Origin of the sequence: Stackebrandtia soli (assembly GCF_965137155.1) — a bacterium.
Lineage (GTDB): Bacteria > Actinomycetota > Actinomycetes > Mycobacteriales > Micromonosporaceae > Stackebrandtia > Stackebrandtia soli.
The window spans coordinates 119,696-140,013 of the sequence record NZ_CBCRZX010000005.1 but is presented as its reverse complement, the minus strand read 5'-3'; the positions used below and the strand labels follow the sequence as shown (position 1 = coordinate 140,013).

19 protein-coding genes are annotated in these 20,318 nt (G+C 68.0%); 11 read left to right on the top strand and 8 right to left on the bottom strand.

The features are described from left to right. Positions 1-19: 19 nt before the first annotated feature. Entirely contained in the window at positions 20-745 is a 726-nt protein-coding gene (locus tag ACM9NP_RS05235; protein WP_415645433.1) for a TetR/AcrR family transcriptional regulator, read from the bottom strand. A 92-nt stretch (positions 746-837) separates the two neighbouring features. Next, positions 838-1,311 (bottom strand): MarR family transcriptional regulator, encoded by a 474-nt coding sequence (locus ACM9NP_RS05230; protein ID WP_415645432.1) that lies wholly within the window; start codon positions 1,309-1,311, stop codon positions 838-840. A gap of 274 nt (positions 1,312-1,585) precedes the next feature. On the opposite strand from ACM9NP_RS05230, the gene ACM9NP_RS05225 reads away from it, so the two are divergent. After that, entirely contained in the window at positions 1,586-4,768 is a 3,183-nt protein-coding gene (locus ACM9NP_RS05225; RefSeq protein WP_415645431.1) for an efflux RND transporter permease subunit, read from the top strand. Positions 4,769-4,847: 79 nt separating this feature from the next. Then, positions 4,848-5,609 (top strand): class I SAM-dependent methyltransferase, encoded by a 762-nt coding sequence (locus ACM9NP_RS05220; RefSeq protein ID WP_415645430.1) that lies wholly within the window; start codon positions 4,848-4,850, stop codon positions 5,607-5,609. Between the two features lie 4 nt (positions 5,610-5,613). Here the strand turns inward: ACM9NP_RS05220 and ACM9NP_RS05215 are convergent, their stop codons facing one another. From ACM9NP_RS05215 to ACM9NP_RS05195, 5 genes are read right to left on the bottom strand one after another with little or no spacing between them, the layout of a single operon-like run. Further along, positions 5,614-6,285, bottom strand: coding sequence for a hypothetical protein (locus tag ACM9NP_RS05215; RefSeq protein WP_415645429.1), 672 nt, complete (start codon positions 6,283-6,285; stop codon positions 5,614-5,616). Between the two features lie 52 nt (positions 6,286-6,337). Further along, positions 6,338-7,183 carry an alpha/beta hydrolase family protein gene (locus ACM9NP_RS05210; protein WP_415645428.1) on the bottom strand — a complete coding sequence of 282 codons (846 nt, stop codon included), beginning with the start codon at positions 7,181-7,183 and terminating at the stop codon, positions 6,338-6,340. 51 nt (positions 7,184-7,234) lie between these two features. Then, positions 7,235-8,707 (bottom strand): PH domain-containing protein, encoded by a 1,473-nt coding sequence (locus tag ACM9NP_RS05205; RefSeq protein WP_415645492.1) that lies wholly within the window; start codon positions 8,705-8,707, stop codon positions 7,235-7,237. A gap of 5 nt (positions 8,708-8,712) precedes the next feature. Further along, positions 8,713-9,225, bottom strand: coding sequence for a PH domain-containing protein (locus ACM9NP_RS05200; RefSeq protein WP_415645427.1), 513 nt, complete (start codon positions 9,223-9,225; stop codon positions 8,713-8,715). Continuing rightward, positions 9,222-9,416, bottom strand: coding sequence for a hypothetical protein (locus ACM9NP_RS05195; protein WP_415645426.1), 195 nt, complete (start codon positions 9,414-9,416; stop codon positions 9,222-9,224). The genes ACM9NP_RS05200 and ACM9NP_RS05195 overlap by 4 nt, the downstream gene beginning before the upstream one ends. 1,030 nt (positions 9,417-10,446) lie before the next feature. Between ACM9NP_RS05195 and ACM9NP_RS05190 the strand changes: the two genes are divergently transcribed. The 9 genes from ACM9NP_RS05190 (at position 10,447) to ACM9NP_RS05150 (ending at position 18,705) form a co-directional block, all read left to right on the top strand. Further along, positions 10,447-11,571 (top strand): AAA family ATPase, encoded by a 1,125-nt coding sequence (locus tag ACM9NP_RS05190; protein WP_415645425.1) that lies wholly within the window; start codon positions 10,447-10,449, stop codon positions 11,569-11,571. 3 nt (positions 11,572-11,574) lie between these two features. Next, complete coding sequence (locus ACM9NP_RS05185) at positions 11,575-12,555, top strand: DUF58 domain-containing protein (RefSeq protein WP_415645424.1); 981 nt, start codon at positions 11,575-11,577, stop codon at positions 12,553-12,555. Further along, positions 12,552-13,502 (top strand): VWA domain-containing protein, encoded by a 951-nt coding sequence (locus ACM9NP_RS05180; RefSeq protein ID WP_415645423.1) that lies wholly within the window; start codon positions 12,552-12,554, stop codon positions 13,500-13,502. Before ACM9NP_RS05185 ends, ACM9NP_RS05180 begins: the two co-directional genes overlap by 4 nt. 95 nt (positions 13,503-13,597) lie before the next feature. After that, complete coding sequence (locus ACM9NP_RS05175) at positions 13,598-14,302, top strand: beta-ketoacyl-ACP reductase (protein ID WP_415645422.1); 705 nt, start codon at positions 13,598-13,600, stop codon at positions 14,300-14,302. Between the two features lie 50 nt (positions 14,303-14,352). Then, positions 14,353-15,135, top strand: a complete 783-nt coding sequence (gene fabI, locus ACM9NP_RS05170; protein WP_415645421.1) for an enoyl-ACP reductase FabI — start codon at positions 14,353-14,355, stop codon at positions 15,133-15,135. A gap of 56 nt (positions 15,136-15,191) precedes the next feature. Further along, positions 15,192-16,223, top strand: a complete 1,032-nt coding sequence (locus ACM9NP_RS05165) for a ferrochelatase (RefSeq protein ID WP_415645420.1) — start codon at positions 15,192-15,194, stop codon at positions 16,221-16,223. A gap of 20 nt (positions 16,224-16,243) precedes the next feature. After that, on the top strand, positions 16,244-17,032 hold the full coding sequence (locus tag ACM9NP_RS05160) for a hypothetical protein (protein WP_415645419.1): 789 nt from the start codon (positions 16,244-16,246) through the stop codon (positions 17,030-17,032). Between the two features lie 113 nt (positions 17,033-17,145). After that, a complete protein-coding gene (locus ACM9NP_RS05155) occupies positions 17,146-17,517 on the top strand; it encodes an NfeD family protein (protein WP_415645418.1) in 372 nt (123 codons plus the stop codon). Between the two features lie 9 nt (positions 17,518-17,526). Then, positions 17,527-18,705, top strand: coding sequence for an SPFH domain-containing protein (locus ACM9NP_RS05150; RefSeq protein WP_415645491.1), 1,179 nt, complete (start codon positions 17,527-17,529; stop codon positions 18,703-18,705). A gap of 159 nt (positions 18,706-18,864) precedes the next feature. Here ACM9NP_RS05150 and ACM9NP_RS05145 read toward each other — a convergent pair whose 3' ends face one another. After that, on the bottom strand, positions 18,865-20,289 hold the full coding sequence (locus tag ACM9NP_RS05145) for a sensor histidine kinase (protein ID WP_415645417.1): 1,425 nt from the start codon (positions 20,287-20,289) through the stop codon (positions 18,865-18,867). Between the last annotated feature and the right edge of the window lie 29 nt (positions 20,290-20,318).

Sequence of the window (20,318 nt, the reverse complement as noted above, 5' to 3'; positions counted from 1 at the left end):
GCATCCTGTATGGAGTGTTTCACTGGGTGGTGTCGTCATCGATCGCGCCACGGTCGAACACCTGCGCGTACCAGCGCCGCAGCTGGTCCGGGGAGGCGAGTCGAATCGTGCCGACAGGCGCGCCGAGCATGCGGTTGATCGTCGCCGAGTAGGCCTCGAAGCGTTCGACCACGCCGTCGAGCGCGGTCGGGTCGTGGCGTCGCGTCGACAGTCGATCGCGGACTTCGTCGTTGAGTTCCTGGAGCGCCAGATAGGTCAATCGCCCGGCGACGGTCGGTTCGTCCGCCTCGAAGCTGCCCTCGGCGTTGCCTTGGGCCACGATCGTCGCCATGACGGCGCCCACCTCGTCGGCGGTGCGTCGGCGAAGCCGTGATCGGGCGTGCGCGTTGTCGGCGCCGTGCCAGATCGTCGTCGCGGCCACGAGGAGGTGCCGGTGGCGACCCTTCCAGACGGCGATCGCCTCGATGAGCGCGGTGATCTTGTCGGGAGCGGTCAGGGTCCCCTCGTCGGCGATCGGCGTGATCGCGGCGACGATCCGGTCCAGCATGCGATGCAGCAGGGCGTCCATCAGGGCGTCCTTGGAGTCGAAGTAGTGGTAGAACGCGCCCTTGGACGCCGCCGTCGCCTTCACCAGCTCCGCGACCGTGATCGCCTCCGAGTCCTGAGTGAGCATGAGCTCCTCGGCGGCGTCGAGGAACGCCTCTCTGCGGCGGGTGTGCGCCTCTTCGTCGACCGTGCGTGCCATCTCGACCTCGATTCATAAACCGACCGTCGGTCTATTAATAGCACGCGCATCGGCCGCCGTCCATGCGTTGGGGTCGTGGACGATCCGCCGACTCAGGCGGCGGGCTTCGGTCCGAGCCAGCCGAGTCGGTCCGCGGCGTCGACCAGTGTGGACATGATGTTGCCGAAGGCGCACAGCGTCGGGGTGTCGAGTTCGTTGAGCAACGCCCGGAACGCGCTGGTCCCCGCGTCATTCAGCTCGTTGATGAGCTGTCGGCCCGCGTCCGTGAGCGCGACCCGGCGAACCCGGCGGTCGCGTTCGTCCTCGCGTCGTGCGACGAGGCCGCGACGGACGAGTCGGTCGACTATGCCGGTCAGCGTGCCGAGTTTGACGCCAAGGTGGGACGCCAGCTCCGCGCCCGCCTGATCGTCGTGGAAGGACAGCAGGAGGAGTAGCTTGAGCTGCTGCATCGTCAGCGTCGTCGCCAACAGGGGCATCGAACGGTCGTGTGCGAGCCGACGACCGATGTCGTTCTGACGCTTCAGGATGGCGTCGATGACCTCATCACGGCTGAGGCTGTGAGCCACGAGTCATCCCTTCATAGGCACGTCGATACAGCGTAGTGGGCATGATTGGCTCGTTCGGAGGCGCCAAGGGGCGGGCTGAGGCGAACCTGAGACGAGAAATACTTCGCTTGACGTGAAATGTTATCGTCGCGCTGAATAAATCTTCGACAGAGGTCGGCAACGTCGCCGACGGTCCGCTGGACACGCGCTCGAATCGTCCACCGATGAGCCCGTCCACATCGCTCTCCCGAGTGTGCCGACCTCTCTCCACAAACCCGATTCGAAGGGGACCCCCATGACCGGACTGGCCAGGCTCAGCCTCGCCAATCGCAGTCTCGTCATCATGATTGCGCTGGTACTCGGCGGTGTTGGGGCGTTCGCGATACCCCAACTCAAACAGCAACTCTTCCCATCCCTGACGATGCCGATGCTCTCGGTCGTCGCGACGTACCCGGGCGCGTCCCCGGAGATCGTCGAGCAGCAGGTCACCGAACCGATCGAGAACAGCCTCCGCGGTGTCGAAGGTGTGGAGGAGATCACCTCGACATCGGCTGAGAGCATGTCGAACGTGCGCATCGCCTTCGACTTCGAGCTCGACTCGGACGAGATGGTCGCCGACATCGAGAAGGCCATCAACGGGGTCAAGGGCAGCCTGCCCGCCGACGTCGAACCGCGCGTCATCGCGGGAAGCACCGACGACATCCCCGTGATGGCCCTGGCCGTCAGCAGTGACGGGGACCAGGCGACCCTGCTCGACCAGATCGAGCGGCACGTCGTTCCCGAGCTGTCGGGCATCGCGGACGTCAAGGACGTCAGCATCTCCGGCGCCGTGGCCGACCAGATCACGATCACGCCGGACACGGGGGACATGGCGAAGGCCGGCGTGAGCCCCGCGCAGATCCCGGAAGTCCTGCAGGCCAACGGTGTCGCCATTCCGGCGGGAACGTTGACAGAGGACGGTTCGACGCTCAGCGTTCAGGTCGGGGACAAGCTCACCTCCGTGGAGGACCTCGAGGACCTGTACCTGACCCCGGCGGCGTCCCCCGCGCCCGGCGCTCCCGCGGCCCCGAAGCCCGTTCGGCTCGGTGACGTCGCGACGATCGAACTCGAGCCCGAGGAGATCACGAGCGTCACCCGCACCGACGGCAAGCCGAGCCTCGGCCTCGCCATCACGATGACGGCCGACGGCAACGCCGTCGCGATCTCGCACGAGGTCCGCGACGTCATCGACTCACTCGCCTCCGACATCGGAGACGGGGCGGCGATCACGATCGTGTTCGACCAGGCGCCCTACATCGAGTCGTCCATCGAGGACCTGACGACGGAGGGCCTGCTCGGCCTGATCTTCGCCGTCATCGTCATCATGCTGTTCCTGTTGTCGCTGCGTTCGACCATCGTGACCGCCGTGTCGATCCCGATGTCGGTCGTCATCGCGCTCATCGCGCTCTGGGCCGGCGACTACTCGCTCAACATGCTGACGCTCGGCGCCCTGACCATCTCCATCGGACGTGTCGTGGACGACTCGATCGTCGTCCTGGAGAACATCAAACGACACCTGAGTTACGGCGAGGAGAAACGGGTCGCCGTGATCGAGGGCGTCCGCGAGGTCGCCGGCGCCGTCACGGCGTCGACCCTCACGACGGTCGGCGTGTTCCTGCCGATCGCGTTCGTCTCCGGAATGGTCGGTCAGCTGTTCTCGTCCTTCGCCATCACCGTGACCGTCGCGCTGCTCGCCTCGCTGCTGGTGTCGCTGACGATCATCCCGGTCCTGGCCTACTGGTTCCTGAAGGCGCCGACCGGTGACGCCGCCGAGCGCGAGCGCATCCGCGTGGCCGCCGAGGAGAAGGAACTGCGCAGCCCGCTGCAACGGATGTACACGCCGGTGCTCCGGTTCGCGACCCGCTTCAAGTTCGTCACCGTCCTCATCGGCATCGCCGTTCTCGTGGGCACCTTCGCCCTCATCCCCGGGCTGAAGACGAACTTCCTCGACTCGGCCGGTCAGAACACCAGCCAGATCAACCAGACCCTGCCGTTGGGCACCGATCTGGAGACGACCGACGCGGCCGCCGCGAAGGTCGAGGAGATCCTCGCCGACACCGACGGTGTCGAGTCCTACCAGGTCAACATCGGCTCGGGCAACCCGATGTTCGGTGGGCTCGGCGGCAACACCAACAAGGCGAGCTTCAGCATCACCATCGAGGAAGGACACTCCACTCCGGACGTCGAGAAGGCGATCCGCGAGGCCGTGGCCGACCTGACGGATGTCGGCGAGGTAGCCGTCGGCATGGAAGGCGCCAACCAGGCGATGGGCGGCAGCGCCGTCGAGGTCATCGTTCAAGGCGGCGACGCCGACTCGCTCGCCGAGGCCGCCGCGCTCGTCGAGGCGGAGATGGGCGACGTCGAGGGCTTGCGCGACGTCACGAGCAACATCGAGGAGGCGGCCCCCCGTGTCGAGGTCACCGTCGACCGCGAAGAGGCCGCAGCCGTCGGTGTCACCGAGGCGCAGCTCGGCGGTCTGATCGCTCAGGCGTTCCGGGGCGCTCCGCTCGGCGAGATCGCCATCGACGGGACTCCGAGCCAGATCGTCCTGTCGTCCGGCGACGACAAGCCCGCGTCCGTCAAGGACATCGAGAAGCTCTCGGTCCCGACGGCCGCCGGTCTCGTCGAGGTCGGTGACATCGCCGAGGTCGAACTCGTCGACGGACCGACCGAGATCAGCCGGATCGACGGCGAGCGCTCGGCGTCGATCACGGCCGCCGCCGACATCGCCGACCTCGGCGCGATCACCCAGTCGATCAACGATCGTCTGAGCGAGCTCGATCTTCCGGACGGCACGTCCTATGTGTTGGCCGGTTCGAGCGCCGATCAGGAGGAGGCCTTCGCGGATCTCGGCCTGGCGATGCTGATCGCGATCGCGCTGGTCTTCATGATCATGGTCGCGACGTTCCGCAGCTTCGTGCAGCCGCTGATCCTGCTCGTGTCGATCCCGTTCGCGGCGACCGGTGCCATCGGTCTGCTGCGGGTCACGGGCATCCCGCTCGGTGTTCCGGCGATGATCGGTCTGCTCATGCTGATCGGCATCGTCGTCACCAACGCGATCGTGTTGATCGACCTGATCAACCAGTACCGCGAGCAGGGGATGGGCATTCGCGAAGCCGTCATCGCCGGTGGACGTCGTCGGCTCCGGCCGATCCTCATGACGGCGATCGCCACGGTCTGCGCCCTCGTTCCGATGGCGCTCGGCTTCACCGGCTCGGGCGGGTTCATCGCCCAGTCGTTGGCGATCGTCGTGATCGGTGGGCTGGTGTCGTCGACCTTGCTGACGCTGTTGCTGGTGCCGACGCTGTACACGATCGTGGAGAACACGAAGGCCCGGTTCCGGCGGAAGCCGAAGACCGCCGAGCTGATCGCGGACTCGTCGGAGGACGTCGAGGACGCGGCCCCGCCGCGCGAACCGGTGTCCGCCGCCGCGAACTGACGCGCACCACCGTCAACGGGGCCCCTCGCGTTTCCGTAATGGACTGGCCGTCTCACCGCCGTTGGCATAGTCTGCGCCGATGTCGATCCGAGCGATAACGCAGCACAATAGACATCAATGGGACGCGATCTCCGCCGAGCGACGTCCCCGGGCCGCCGCGTTCTTCGTCGACGGTGGATCGACATTGGACGAATCCGAGCGCGCGGCGCTGGGGGACCTGACCGGCAAGAGGGTCCTGCATCTCATGTGCGCCACCGGAAACGAGTCCTTCTCGCTCACCGGGCTCGGTGCCGAGGTGGTCGGCGTCGACATCAGCGCCGTCGCCATCGGACTGGCCCGTGATGAGGCGGAGCGCCTGGCGGGGGCACCGAGTTTCGTCGTCGCCGACGTGTACGACCTGCCGGACGACCTCGGCGTCTTCGACGTCGTCCACCTCAGTGCGGGGGCGGTGTGCTGGCTGCCCGATCTCGCCGAGTGGGCGCGAATCGTCGTCGAGCGGCTTCGTCCCGGCGGGCGCCTCGTCGTCCACGAGCATCATCCACTCTGGGAGGTGCTCGCCGTCGACGGGGAGGCGCGGGTCCGGGTGACCGGTGACTACTTCGAGCGCGGGACGCCCGCCGACCGGGACAATCCGGCGACCGCGCCACTCGGCTGGCGCTCCGAGAGCGACTTCGTGTCCTTCGTATGGCCGATCGGCGACATCGTTACGGCGCTCCTCGGCGTGGGCTTGACGATCACGGGTCTGCGAGAGGATCCCGTTCCCGCCATGTACGACGGGCTCGGTCCTGCCGCCGGAACCCTCCCCGCGACCTACACGTTGACCGCCCGTCGGGGCGACTGAGTCCTCAGGCGTTGACCGTCTGCGCGTTGACGTGATGGAAGGACTGATTGACGAGGCTCCGCAGCGTGCGTTGATCCACAGTGTCCAAGCCCCTGATGTAGAGGCAGTCGTCCGTCGTGGTGTGCGGACCCAGTTTCGCCAGCGTCCTGGCGTGTCGTTCGAAGCCCTCGGTGATGTAGACCGTCAGGCGTCTGCCGCTTGGTGAGAACCCGACGGCCATCGTCTCGCTGAGATCACCGGACGGGTATCGATACTGGAGGCTGCCGAAGCCGACGATCGCGTCGCCCCACATCGCGGGTTCGACGCCGGTGGCCTCCATCATGAGCGCGCACAGTTTCATCGCTTCGACACGGTGCGCGTGGTCGTCGATGGCGGCGAGGAACTCGGCGACGTCGGCATCGTTCTTCGGTGTCTGCACTCCGACCATCGCCGCATCGTATCGCTGATTGTCGGATAAAGAGTGCTGAGGGTAATCATCGGGGTCGGGGTAGCCCGGCTTGTCGTCGTCCGGCATCGGCTGTGGAACGTCCTGCTCGACGATCTCGTCGCGGATCGCCTTGGCCCGCTTGTCGGCCTTGTCGGCGGGGTGTTCCTCATGGCGTTCCTCGTCGTGCTCCTCGTCGCGTTCCTCGTCCGGGTCGTCGTGCTCGGGTCGTCGATCCTCGTGCTCCGTCATTGGTCCACCGTAGACCGACGTGCCGTCGGCGCGAGCCGGACGCGCCGGGTGCTCAGTCCCGCTTGAGGAAATCGGCGATCCGGTTGGCGATGGTCTGCCCGTCCTGCGCCCATTTGAAGTGGTCGAGCGGGGCGTCCGTCTGGTCTTTGCCGTAGTGGAATGTCGTGACCGCGGCGGCGGTCAGGCGATCGGTCAGATGCCGGGCGGTCGACGGCGGCGTGAACGAGTCGTTGTCGACGGTCACGGCGAGGACGGGCACGTCCACCGTCGCGAGGTCCGTCGCCGAGTCCGCGCCGATGTCGACGAACGACCCGGTGCGCACGGTGTGGGCCCAGTCTCGCATGATGCCGTGCGACTGTCGTCCCCCGAAGGTCCGGCCGGGCCAGTGGCCGACGAGAGTGGACAGTCCGACCGTCATGGCGGCGTAGCCGTAGAGGAATGGCCCGACCAGGCCGTAGTGGCGGTGGTGGGGGATTCCCGACGCCACGAGCATCAACGCCTCGACGTCGACGGGCGGTGGCGTTGATCGACGGTGCAGCGCGGCCAGATACAGGGTCGCGATGTGGCCGCCAAGGCTGTGTCCGAGCAGGGACACGCGCTTCCCCTCCAGCCGGGGGGCCAAGTGTTCCAACAGGACGTCGAGGTCGCCGATCAGTTCGGCGTACCCGTAGTCGACACCCCGGCTCGGCAGTGGCGCGCTCGCGCCGGTGCCGCGCAGGTCGGCGATCGTGACGTCGAAACCGGCGTCGACGAGCTGCGGGGCGAACCGCTTGTAATACCGCGCGGGAACACCCATCGCCGGCAACATGACGATGGCGGAACCGGTCTCGGCGGGGTATCGATGCACGGCGAGCTGGTGGCCGTCGTGGTCGAGCTGTTCCATGGCGTATGCGGTCACCCCACCAATGTTACTAGCGGGTAATCGCCGCTGGCGGGCACGTGATCGGGCTCACCGCGCGCGCTCGTGTTCGGCGCGGGCCGCCGACCGGTTGCGTGCGCGCAGTTCGCTGGCCAAGCGGAGCGCCTCGGTGACGGTGCGGTGCTCGGCGCTCGTGTGCGTGAACATGGCGCCCGCGACGTCGAGGCGAACCGTCGCCAAACCGAGCACGCGTTGCAACCGGCCCTGAACGACGCGGATCGACTGAATCCGCGCGTACGGCACCGCCGTCACCGTCGGCGTGATCCGGCCCTTGCACGAGACGAACAGCTCGTCGGTGAGCGCGACCCCGAGCCCCGGCTTGCCGAACGGGGCCAGCCACCGCGCGGCTCGCGGCGCCGGGATCGGCGGCACGGCGAACAGGTCCGCTCCGGACAGGGCCAGTCGCGCGATGCGCCGGGCCTGGCTCGGCGTGCCCACCGGAAGCAGGGTCGCGCCCGTCGACGAACTCGACTGTGGACCGACGCCGCCGGCGTTGGCCGCGCGCACCAACTGCCATCGCCGCGATCGCCACAGGAACGGCCGAGCCACCGTCACGGCCGTGACCCGTTCGACGGGAAGGGTGTGGTTGCGGCGTTCCGTCAGGCCGCGACTCGTTCGCAACCCCGCGTCCGTGACCCCGAGCCGGAACCCGTAATCGGCGAAGGCCGCCCGGACCGGACGAAGCAGGATCCCGGCGGTCGCCGTCACGAGGCCGGCCAGGCCGAAGAAGCTCATGTCGGGTTGCCACACAAAGAAACCGACCGTCGCGCCGACCGCGATCGGAATGAACAGCACCTCGGGGCTCAGCACCTTGCTGGCGACCAGTCGACGCGGCGAGACCGTGACGATCGGTTCCGCGTCGAAACCGGTCGGCCCGTCGGGCTCCGTCAGAAGCGGAGTCAGCACCGCGCGCGTCCCGCTCGCATCCTCACCACTGACGTCGACGGGCGCCGCGCTCGGTTCCTCGTCCACCGCGTCGGGGTGTTTCGACAGCGCGATGAGCCGCCTGCGCAACTCGTGAGCCTCCTCGAGCGGCAGGTACGCGAGGGGCGCTTCCGTCTTCGCGGCCCCGACCACCTCACAGCGGACCTCGGCCAGCCCGAACGGCCGCGCAAGGAGCGGCTGGACGACCTCCACCGACTGCAGGCGCTCCAACGGGATCGTGCGATGCCGCCGGAACAGGGCGCCCTCGGCGATCCGCAGCCGCCCGTCCGCGACGACGAAACCCGTGTAATACCAAGAGATCCACGACCACGCGAGACCCAGGACGGCCGCGATGATGACGATCATCGCGCCGATGGACAGCCCGAATCGAGCGAAACCCTGCCACGAGATCGCGGCGATGATGACCCACATCGCCTTGACGCCCTTGAGAACCGGCGACAGCGGATGCAGGCGCTGCGCGATCGGTTTCGAGGGCCCGGCCTCGGGTTCTTCCGCACCATCGGTGGTTTCACGCGGGTCGATCCGCGCGGATTCGTCGGCGGGCCCGGCCTCGCCCATGTCGCTCACAGGCCCTCGCGTTCGGTGCGCGCGCGTTCGGCCAGCCGATCCCGCAGGCTCGCCGCCGTCGAGGGCTCCAGGCCCGGAACCGACGCGTCCGTCGTCGCGGCCGCCGTGTGCAGCGACACCGACGCCAGACCGAAGAGCCGCTCGAACGGGCTGGCGCTCACGTCGATGAACTGCATGCGCCCATAAGGGACAATGGACAGGCGCTTCGTCCACAGTCCGTGTCGGATCACCAGATCGTCGTCGCGCTCGGCGTAACCCCACGCGCGGACCGCGCGCACCACGACGAACGCGCGCAGCAGCAGGAAGGCCGAGCCGGCGCCCCCGATGATCCACGGCCACGACGTCCCCCACCACACGGCCGACAGCACGGTGGCGATGACCAGGAGCGGGATTCCCAACGCCGCCAACCCGACCAGTCTCGCCCGCGCCAAGGTCGGCGACACCGCGACGAACGCCACGTCGCCCGGCCAGTTGTTCCACAGGAGTTCCTGCTGGGTCATCGCCGTCATTCCGTCCGCTCGATCTCGCACGGGAAACCCCGTGTCGTCAGGAACTCGTACAGATGCTCGCGGTGCTCGTCGCACGCCAGCCACGTCTTCACCCGGTCGCTGCCGTGGATGCGCGGGTTGCGCCACCGCAACGCCCACACCGCCGCCGCGCCACACCCGCGTGCCGAGCACACCAATCCGTCACCGTCCACCCGTCAAGTCTCGCGCATTCCCGGTCCGATCGCCTCACGCGCCCGGCCGAGCCGTCATCATCGCGCTTCGACGCGGTGCTCGGACGTCCGTGCGCTGCGCATCGCCCGACGTCGGACCGGGCTCGAGCCGGCGATCAAACGAACGTCAGGAGCCGGACCGATCGCGACCCGCCCCGTCGTCGTGGCGAGTGCCCGCCCGTGCCGCTTCGACGAGGGAGAGGCACGCCCGCGGCTCGGCGACGAACCACTCCCGCCACCGCCGCCCGTCCCCTCCGAGAGCCCGGCCGCACGGCCCTGCCTCTACAGGTCGGCGGACGCGAACACGTACGGCCGCCGCGCAGCGTGACGTCCCGACCGTCGCCCGCGCCGGATTCACCACCGCACCGCCGCTCGGTGCCGTCGTGGACGACCTCGATGAAAGTGTTCACACGATTCGCGCTCGTGGACCATCGATCGCTCGGGCACAGGTTGTCGCGTCGCCCGGCAGTTCGCTCCGGTGCCGTCGCGGTGTTCAGGGTCAACCGAGCCAGCGCGACGGACATCGGCCGCGTTGTCGAAGCTCCTTCGCCGTGCTTCGGCACGCCAGAAGGCTTGGCCGACAACGGTACGCGCGAATTACTCCGCCTCGCCGAGCGACGCCCCGCCACACGCCTCACACGACCTGAGGCAACGGGACGAGCTCTCGAGCTCGTCTTGCCGTCTCGGATCGGCCACGGAGACTCGGGAACGCCACCGAAACCCGCGCCGACCGCCCCGTCGACCGTCAACGGACCACGCCACCGGCGGCGAGCAGGAGAGCGGCGCGCTTGCGGCGGGTGCGGGCCGACGATCGGTTCCGGTGAAGCCGCCACCGACTCGGAGGCGCGGAACGGTGACGCTGGACCCGCCGTCACCGCACATGACGTGCGGCGTCAGACCAACCTCTAGGCTGGGTCGACGGCGGCGCTCGTGTGTGCGGCGGTTCGTCGCCGCGTTTGAATACAGTCTTTAAGATCGTCCAGACACCTGCCACGCATCGAAAGGCCACCAGATGACAGGCGCGAAACCGCAGCCCACGCCAGCGCAGGACGCCGAGCTCCTGGAAAAGGCGCTGTTCGAGGTCAAGAAGGTCATCGTTGGTCAGGACCGGATGATCGAGCGCATGTTCGTGGCGCTGCTGTCGCGTGGCCATTGCCTGTTGGAAGGCGTCCCGGGTGTCGCGAAGACGCTCGCGGTCGAGACTCTCGCCCGCGTCGTCGGTGGAAGCTTCTCGCGCGTCCAGTTCACGCCCGACCTGGTTCCGTCCGACATCATCGGCACCCGGATCTACCGGCAGTCCAGCGAGAAGTTCGACGTCGAACTCGGTCCCGTCTTCGTCAACTTCCTGCTCGCCGACGAGATCAACCGCGCGCCGGCCAAGGTGCAGTCGGCGATGCTCGAGGTGATGAGCGAGCGCCAGGTGTCGATCGGTGGGGAAACTCACAAGGTCCCCGACCCGTTCCTCGTGATGGCGACGCAGAACCCGATCGAGCAGGAAGGCGTCTACCCACTGCCCGAAGCGCAGCGCGACCGCTTCCTGCTGAAGATCGTCGTCGGCTATCCGACCGACGCCGAGGAACGCGAGATCGTCTACCGGATGGGCGTCTCCGCCCCCAGCCCGGAACCGATCTTCACGACCGACGACATCCTGCGGCTGCAAGCGAAGGCCGACAACATCTTCATCCACAACGCGCTCGTCGACTACGCCGTCCGGCTCGTCCTCGCCACGCGCAAACCCGCCGAGTACGGGGCGTCCGAGGTTGCCGGTCTCGTCCAGTACGGCGCGAGCCCGCGAGCGTCGCTCGGCCTCATCAAGGCCACCCGCGCCCTCGCCGTCCTGCGTGGACGGGACTACGCGCTCCCTCAGGATCTCCAGGACATCGCGCCCGACATCCTCAGGCACCGGCTCGTCCTCTCTTATGACGCGCTCGCCGACGGCGTTCCGGCCGAGGACATCGTCGATCGCATCATGGCCGCCGTGCCGCCTCCGACGGTGTCCCCGCGTCAGGACGCCGACGCCCGCACCCACCGCAGCGCGGCCGGCAGCCCGGTCGCGCCGGTGTCCGGCGGCGCCGGATATCCGCCGAAGGCGGCCGCCCCGGCCTCGACGGGCTGGCCCGCTCCCGAAAGCCGGTAGCGCGTGAACGATGCGGAGCTACGAGCCCTCGGCGGTGCCGCCGGCGAGGGAAAGAACGCCGTCGAACAACTGAACCGGCTGCAACTGCTCGTCAACAACAAGCTCGACGGCCTGCTGCACGGCGACTACCTCGGCCTGCTTCCCGGACCGGGCACCGAGCCGGGGGAGTCGCGCGAGTACCGCCCGGGCGACGACGTCCGTCGCATGGACTGGCCGGTGACGGCGCGGACCACGACCCCGCACGTGCGCACCACCATCGCCGACCGCGAGCTGGAGACGTGGTTGGCCGTCGACCTGTCGGCGAGTCTCGACTTCGGCACCGCGAAATGCCTCAAACGCGACCTGGCGATCGCCGCGACGGCGGCCATGGCCCACCTGACGGTGCGCGGCGGCAACCGGATCGGCGCCGTGATCGGCGCGGGCGGCAGCCCGAAGGTCATCCCGGCCGCGCCCGGTCACTCGGGAGCTCAGATGCTGCTGCGCAACGTCGCCGCCATGCGGCCGACGCTCGCGCCCGTCGGAGGTCGACGCCGTCGGCGTCGCGAGGAGGCGCCGGGTCGCACGGACCTGTCGGCCCTCATCGACACCCTGCACAGACCGCCCCGACGACGCGGTCTCGCGGTCATCATCTCCGACTTCCTCGCCACCGACGGGTGGGAACGTCCGATCCGCAAACTGTCCGTGCGTCACGACGTACTCGCCATCGAGATCGTCGACCCGCGTGAACTGTCGCTTCCCGACGTCGGGATAGTGGAACTGATGGATCCCGAGACCGGTGTGGTGCAAGAGATCCAGACCCACGATGCAGGGTTCCGCGCTCGGTACGCCGAGGCCGCCGCCGCACAGCGGGACGCGATCGCGTCCGGGCTGCGGCGCGCCGGTGCCCAGCGCCTGCGCCTGTCGACCGATTCCGACTGGCTGCGCGACATCGTTCGCTTCGTCGCGGCCCAACGCCACGCACGTACGAGAGGAACAACCCGTTGATCCGTTTCCTTGAGCCGTGGTGGCTCTTGGCCGTCCTGCCGGTCTTGGCGTTGATCGGCTTCTACGTCTGGTCGCAGACACGGCGCAAGTCCTACGCGGTCCGCTTCTCCAACGTGGAGCTCCTGACGAAGATCGCGGCGAAGGGGCCCGGCTGGCGCAAGCACCTGCCCGCCTCGATCCTGCTCGCGGCGCTCGTGGTGTTGTCGACGGGCATGGCGCGCCCGTCGTTGGACACCCGTGAGCCGACGGAGCGGGCGACGTTGATCCTTGCCGTCGACGTCTCGATCTCGATGGAGGCCGAGGACGTCGCGCCGTCGCGCTTCGAGGCGATGAAGGAGGCGGCCGTCGCCTTCGTCGACGAGCTGCCACCGCAGTACAACCTCGGGCTCGTCGCCTTCGCGAAGTCCGCCAACGTCATCGCTTCCCCCACAAAGGATCGTGGGCTCGTCAAGTCCGCGATCCAGGGTCTGGAGATGGACGAGTCGACCGCGATCGGCGAGGCGATCTTCTCGTCGCTGCAAGCGATCCAGTCGGTTCCGCCGGACGGTGCCGAGGGCCTCGCTCCCGCGCACATCCTGCTGCTGTCCGACGGATACCGCACTGCCGGGCGCCTGCCCGAGGACGGTGCCGAGGCCGCCGCGGCCGCGAACGTTCCGGTGTCGACGATCGCCTTCGGCACCGACGAGGGCGTCGTCGAGATCGACGGACAGGTGACCCCGGTTCCTGTCGACCGTCTCACCCTGGAGGCGGTCGCGGAGGCGACCGACGGCAACTTCTACGAGGCTGATTCCGTCGAGGAACTCAAGGAGGTCTACTCGGACATGGGCTCCTCGATCGGGCATCGAACCGTCGCGCGGGAGGTCGCCCAGTGGTTCATTGGCATAGCGCTGCTGTTGGCGTTCGGGGCGGTGCTGTTGAGTCTGGCCTGGACCTCGCGTATTCCCTGATCAGAGCGGCGGCCGGGCCACTCAGCCGGTAAACGGGCCCGGCGCGTACGATCTGAGTCGTCGTTGACCGTGTGTCACCAAAAGGAGTTCGCGCCGTGTCTCGCACCGTGCTGGTCACCGGAGGCAATCGAGGGATCGGCCTGGCCATCGCCCAGGCGTTCGTCAAGCAGGGCGACCGGGTTGCCGTGACGCATCGCGGCAGCGGGGCCCCCGAGGACCTGTTCGGTGTCCGCTGTGACATCACCAACGCCGAGGACGTCGACGCGGCCTTCACCACCGTCGAGAACGAACTCGGTCCGGTGGAGATTCTCGTCGCCAACGCCGGTATCACCGATGACACCCTGCTCCTGCGGATGAAGGAGGAGCAGTTCACCTCCGTCATCGACACGAACCTCACCGGCGCCTGGCGTTGCGCCAAGCGGGCGTCGTCGAAGATGCTGCGGGCCAAGTTCGGCCGGATCGTGTTCATCTCCTCCGTGACGGGCCTGTACGGCAACGCGGGCCAGACGAACTACGCCGCGAGCAAGGCCGGCCTCGTCGGCATGGCGCGCTCGATCACGCGTGAGCTCGGCAGCCGCAACATCACCGCGAACGTCGTCGCGCCCGGTTTCGTGGAGACCGACATGACCGCGAAGTTGTCGCAGGCTCAGCGTGACTCGTACGCCACGACGATCCCGGCCTCCCGGTTCGCTCAGCCCGCCGAGGTCGCCGCCGCCGTGTGCTTCCTCGCGTCGGACGAGGCCGGTTACATCTCGGGCGCTGTCCTTCCCGTCGACGGCGGCCTCGGTATGGGCCACTGACGATCCACACCCCCGATCCTCAGTAGATAGACGATTTTCAAGGAGTCCTCGTGACCGGTTTGCTCGCGGGCAAGAAACTGCTCATCACCGGCCTGATCACCGACCAGTCGTTGGCGTTCGGCGTCGCGAAGCTCGCTCAGGAGCAGGGAGCGGAGGTCGTGCTGACCGGGTTCGGGCGGATGTCGCTCGTCAACCGCATCGCCGGACGGCTGCCCAAGCCCGCGCCCGTCATCGAACTCGACGTCACGAACGAGGAACAACTCGCGTCGCTGGCCGAGCGGGTCGGCGAGCACGTCGACTCCCTCGACGGTGTTCTGCACTCGATCGCCTTCGCCCCGACGGCCGCTCTCGGCGGCGGCTTCATGACCGCCTCCTGGGAGGACGTCGGCACGGCGCTGCACGTCTCCACCTTCTCGTTCAAGTCGCTCGCCGCGGCGTGCCTGCCGTTGATGGGCAACGGCGGCGCGGTCGTCGGCATGGACTTCGACGCGACCCAGGCCTGGCCGGTCTACGACTGGATGGGCGTCGCGAAGGCGGGCCTCGAGTCGGCCACCCGTTACCTCGCCCGTGACCTCGGTCCCAAGGGCATCCGTGTCAACCTCGTGGCCGCGGGCCCGCAGCGCACGATGGCGGCCAAGTCGATCCCGGGCTTCGAGCAGTTCGAGGCCGCCTGGGCCGATCGGGCGCCGCTCGGCTGGGACGTCACGAACTCCGAACCGGTCGCGAAGGCCGCGTGCATGTTGTTGTCGGACTGGTTTCCCGCCACGTCAGGGGAAATAATTCATGTTGACGGCGGGTTCCACGCGGTGGGAGTGGGCCCGGCGCGCGATTGACCGCCGTCGACGACCGCCACCACACGACTGATCACGACTACAGGACTCCGCTATCAATGACTTACGACGCATTGCTACTTGTATCGTTCGGCGGCCCGGAAAGCCCCGCCGACGTGCTGCCGTTTCTTCGTAACGTCACCCGTGGCCGTGGTGTGCCCGAGGACCGATTGACCGAGGTCGCCGAGCACTACTATCACTTCGGCGGAGTCTCCCCGATCAACGAATGGTGCCGCAAACTCGTCGACGCCCTCGAGCAGGACTTCGCCGCGAACGGCGTCAACCTGCCGATCTACTGGGGCAATCGGAACTGGCCGCCGATGCTCGTCGAAGCCGTGCAGCGCATGGCCGGGGACGGCGTCAAACGAGCCCTGGCGTTCACCACGAGCGCGTACGGCTCGTACTCGTCATGCAGGCAGTACCTCGAGGACCTCGCGGCTGCCCGCGCCGCCGTCGGTTCGAAGGCGCCCGCGATCGACAAGATCCGGCACTTCTTCGACCACCCCGGTTTCATCCACCCGTTCGCGGACAACCTGCGGGACGCGGCCGGTCGGGTGGCCGACTCCGAGCGCGGTGCGACGAGGGTCCTGTTCACCGCGCATTCGATCCCCGACGCGATGAACGACGTCTCGGGGCCTGACGGCGCGCGCTACACCGATCAGGTGGCGGAGGCGTCGGAGCTGGTGATGGAGCAGTCGGGCGTCGACCTGCCGTACGACATCGTGTGGCAGTCGCGCTCCGGTCCGCCCGAGTCGCCGTGGCTGGGCCCGGACATCAACGACCATCTCAAACAGTTGGCAGCCGAGGGTGTGCGCACCGTCGTCGTCAGTCCGGTCGGTTTCCTCAGCGACCACATCGAGGTGCTGTGGGATCTCGACACCGAGGCTCAGCAGACGGCCGCCGAGCTCGGCATGACGCTGCACCGGGCGGGGACGCCCGGCCTGGATTCTCGAGTCGTGACGATGGTCCGCGAGCTCGTCACCGAACGCACCGACGACGCGCCGATTCGTCGGCTCGGCAAGCTTCCGTTGTGGGCGCCGGGCGATGACGGCTGCTGCCCCGCCCGCCGCCCGGCCGGGCTGGGTCGCTGAGCGTCGCGGGAGGTGGCGTCGTGCCCGACTCCATCGACTTCTCTCCCCGGTTGACGACGCGTCTGACGCCGTGGCTGCGTTCGTGGCGTGCCGGTCTCGCGTCGATAGACGACGTCGTCGCGGCGATCACCTCGGCGCCGATGGTGGGCGTGGAGCAGTGGGTCTCCGTGTGCGGCGAGGACTCCGAGACGATGTCACTGACGTCGGGATTCGCGCGCCTGTCGCGTGTCCCGGCGGATGAGGTGTTCCTGGTGTTGCCGGTGCCCGGTGACGTGCGGGGCCTGCCCACGTCGGGGCCGTTCGCCCTGGCCGCGATGCGCGCGGGCGAGGCGATCGTCGCGGGCCAATGGGGGATTGTGCCATTGTGGACGAATCATGTGTCCGGCTCCGGTGACGCGTGGCAGACCGTCGCCTGGCGGCTCTACCGACTCCCGGCGTCGCCGCCGACCCCGGCCTTCGATCACAGTCTCGGGGAGGCCGACGTCGCGCTCAGCGAGGCGCTGCGGACGGCGACCGACGATCTGATCCAGCTCGACGTGGCCCGATGGCACCCGGAACTCGACCATGTCCTTCGGGCCCTGCGCGGGCCGCTCGTCGACCAGCTGCCGCCCGGTTTTCCGCCGCGTGCCTCGCGTTTGCACGCCAGGGCGTTGATGTTGGACACGGTGCTGCGGGTCGCGGAAGCCGACGCGTTCGGCGGCGCGGTCACGGCTGCGGAGGCGAGTGGTCGGGCGGAGGTCCTGCGCGGCTTGGCAAAGGCGTGTCGACCGGCGATTCTGGCTGCGTGTCACTGCCGCCTGACCGTCTGAGTGGATTCTCGTCGCCCTGTGCGGGGGTGGCACCGACATGCCATCCTTGGGGGGTGTCGGCGATTATATGGCTATTGGTTGCGTTGGTCCTGGGGATCGCGGAACTCTTCAGCTTGAGTTTTGTCCTGCTCATGCTGTCGGGTGGCGCCATCGCGGCGGCTGTCGCCGCGGCGGTCGGTGCGCCCGTGCTCGTTCAGGGCGGTGTCTTCGTCGTCGTGTCCCTCTTCGCGTTGTGGGGTGTTCGCCCGTATGCCAAGCGCCTGCGGGAGAGCCCCGAGGGTGAGACGGACAGCCTCGGACTGCGCTCGATCGAGGGTTCGCCCGCCGTCGTGGTACAGCGGGTGGACAACCGAGGTGGATTGATTAAATTGGACGGTGTCGAATGGACGGCTCGCGCTCTCGAAGGGGACCAGGTGTTTGAACCTGGCGAGGATGTCAACGTCATCGAGATTCGCGGTGCCACCGCGATAGTTTGGAGGCAGTAAATGGAAGACCTGGAACCCCTGTTGTTGATCCTGCTCGGGGTCGTCGTCTTGTTCGTGGTGACAGCCATGTTCAAGGCGGTGCGCATGGTGCCCGAGCAGATGGAATACATCGTCGAACGTTTCGGTAAGTACAAGAAGGTCATGCGACCGGGCATCAACTTCATGGTGCCCTATTTGGACGCCATTCGGGCCAAGGTCGACAAGCGTGAGCAGGTCGTCAGCTTCCCGCCGCAGCCGGTCATCACGTCCGACAACCTCGTCGTGTCGATCGACACGGTCATCTACTACGTGGTCACGAACTCCGTCGACGCGACCTACGCGATCGCCGACTACCTGCAGGGTGTCGAGCAACTGACGGTGACGACCTTGCGTAACGTCGTCGGCTCGATGGACCTGGAGAAGGCCCTCACCAGCCGAGACATCATCAACAGCGCCCTTCGTGAGGTGCTCGACGAGGCCACGGGCCGATGGGGTATCAAGGTCACCCGCGTCGAGATCAAGGCGATCGACCCGCCGCCGAGCGTGCGGGACTCGATGGAGAAGCAGATGCGCGCCGAGCGGGACCGTCGTGCCGCGATCCTGACGGCCGAGGGTGTCAAGGCGTCGCAGATCCTGACCGCCGAAGGTGAACAGCAGGCAGCCGTCCTGCGCGCGCAGGGCGACCGGCAGGCCCGCATCCTTCAGGCCGAAGGTCAGAGCAAGGCGATCGAGACCGTGTTCGGCGCGATCCACCGCGCCAACCCGGACGAGAAGCTCCTCGCCTACCAGTACCTCCAGATGCTGCCCCAGATCGCCGCCGGTCAGTCGAACAAGGTCTGGGTGGTCCCGGCCGAACTGACCCGGGCGCTCGACGCGTTCGGAGGCGCGATGGGCGGTCTCACCGGTTCGTTGGGTGGCAAGTCGTCGTCGACGCCCCCGCCCGTCACCGAGTCCTCGTCGGACAGTGACGTCGAGGCAGTCGACGTGCCCGCGCCCGAGGTCCCGACCAAGGCCGAGGACGTCCCGCCCGTGGACACGGAGAGCGATCTGGCCCTCGGCGCCTCTCCGCATGTGTCACCGAGTCCGTTCGGATCCATGGACGCGGCGGCGCAGCTGTTCGCGGCCGACCCGTTGCTCGGCCAGCCGAAGCTGCCCGAGGACGAGGAGAACGATCAGGACAAGCCGGACAAGCAGTCCGACCAGGGCTGACGCCAGGTGCCATCACCGAACCCCCGCACACGACAGTGGTGTGCGGGGGTTCGGTGTCTCCTGGGGCGTTCACGCTGTTCCCGCGTCCCGGCGCATGGGCCGACGAGTGTTCTGGAGCGCGAGCGGTGTTTCGGCGGACCCGTCGTGGCGCGGGATTTGTCAGTTGGTGTCGGCGGTGTCCTCCGCGACGGGAAGGATCACCCGGACGGTCGTGCCTTTTCCGAGCTGGCTGGCGAGCTCGACCCGGCCGCCGCTGGACTCCACGATCGACTTGACGATCGCGAGGCCGAGGCCGGTGCCGCCGGTCTCGCGGGAGCGGGAGTCGTCGGCGCGGTAGAAGCGGTCGAAGACCCGGTGTCGATGCTCGGGGGGAATTCCGGGGCCGTCATCGTGCACTGTCACGACGGCCTGCGCGGTGTGCCGGGCCACCGTGACCGTGATCGATGTGGACGGTGGAGTGTGGATTCTGGCGTTGCTCAGGAGATTGCTGATGACCTGGCGCAGGCGTGCCCCACTCGCGGCGACGGTGACCGCCCCCGTCACCGTCAGTTCGATCGGGTGCTCGCCGCCGGCCGCGCGCGCGTCGTCCACGCACTCACTGACGAGCGCCACCAGGTCGATGCGTTGCGGCACCGGTGAGGCGGACTCGTCCTCGACCTGATCGAGGCGCGCCAGCAGGAGCAGATCGTCGACGAGACTGGCCATGCGTTGGCTCTCGCTGAGGATGCGCCCGATGGCCCGGTCGAGAGCGGGCCCGGGGGGCGTGCCACCGGACTCGTACAACTCCGCGTAGCCGCTGATCGCGGCGAGCGGGGTGCGCAACTCGTGGGACGCGTCCGCGACGAACCTCCGAAGCCGAGCCTGCTGGGTGTCCCGCTCCGTGATCGCTCCGACCAGTTTGGACACCATGATGTTCAGTGCGGTGGCGAGCTTGCCGATCTCGGTGCGCTGGCTGTGCGCGGGAAGCCGTCGACGCAGGTCACCGCCCGCGACGGCGGACGCGGCGTCGATCATGTAATTGACGGGACGCAACCCGCGTCGGGTGATCCACCACGCGGCGATGATGCCGACCGTCAGGACGACCAGCGCCGTGTAGACCATCGTCTGGAACAGGTTCTGGCGAACCCGTTCGACCTCGGTCATCGGCACCGCGGCGACGACGGTCTCGGCGATGCGGTCGCCCGTCCAGACGTTCTTCTCCGGGAACGGGGCCGTCAGGATGCGGTACTGGACGCTGCCGTACTCCGCCGTCACCGTTACCGGGACCCCCGGCTCCGGGAGGGTGCGGTTCAGATCCGGCAGCGGCAGTGGAGTGTCGGCGAAGCCGGCCTTCATGTCGCGGATCGCGCGTTGGTCCTGGTCGAGGATGATGAGCGCGATCTGTTGGAAGGTCGGCTGCTCCGCCGACGTGATCTCGGTGTCGTTCTCGGTGAAGTCCGCCTGTTCCATGTACTCGTACAGCTGAGCGTCGATATTGGACGTCATCTCGGTGGTGACGGCCGTGATCGCCACCGTGCCGATGATGATGGTCGCCGCGCACAGCAGCGCCGCCATCGCGAGGATCAGTCGGGTCTTGATCGCCATGTCGGGGGCTCCACGGGGTGTGTCGGGTA

Excerpts from the sequence above, each read along its gene's own strand:
- ACM9NP_RS05145 (WP_415645417.1), bottom strand. The coding sequence starts at position 20,289 with ATGGCGATCAAGACCCGACTGATCCTCGCGATGGCGGCGCTGCTGTGC.
- ACM9NP_RS05200 (WP_415645427.1), bottom strand. The coding sequence starts at position 9,225 with ATGACGGCGATGACCCAGCAGGAACTCCTGTGGAACAACTGGCCGGGC.
- ACM9NP_RS05165 (WP_415645420.1), top strand. The coding sequence starts at position 15,192 with ATGACTTACGACGCATTGCTACTTGTATCGTTCGGCGGCCCGGAAAGC.
- ACM9NP_RS05225 (WP_415645431.1), top strand. The coding sequence starts at position 1,586 with ATGACCGGACTGGCCAGGCTCAGCCTCGCCAATCGCAGTCTCGTCATC.
- ACM9NP_RS05190 (WP_415645425.1), top strand. The coding sequence starts at position 10,447 with ATGACAGGCGCGAAACCGCAGCCCACGCCAGCGCAGGACGCCGAGCTC.
- ACM9NP_RS05235 (WP_415645433.1), bottom strand. The coding sequence starts at position 745 with ATGGCACGCACGGTCGACGAAGAGGCGCACACCCGCCGCAGAGAGGCG.
- ACM9NP_RS05215 (WP_415645429.1), bottom strand. The coding sequence starts at position 6,285 with ATGACGGAGCACGAGGATCGACGACCCGAGCACGACGACCCGGACGAG.
- ACM9NP_RS05205 (WP_415645492.1), bottom strand. The coding sequence starts at position 8,707 with ATGGGCGAGGCCGGGCCCGCCGACGAATCCGCGCGGATCGACCCGCGT.
- ACM9NP_RS05220 (WP_415645430.1), top strand. The coding sequence starts at position 4,848 with ATGTCGATCCGAGCGATAACGCAGCACAATAGACATCAATGGGACGCG.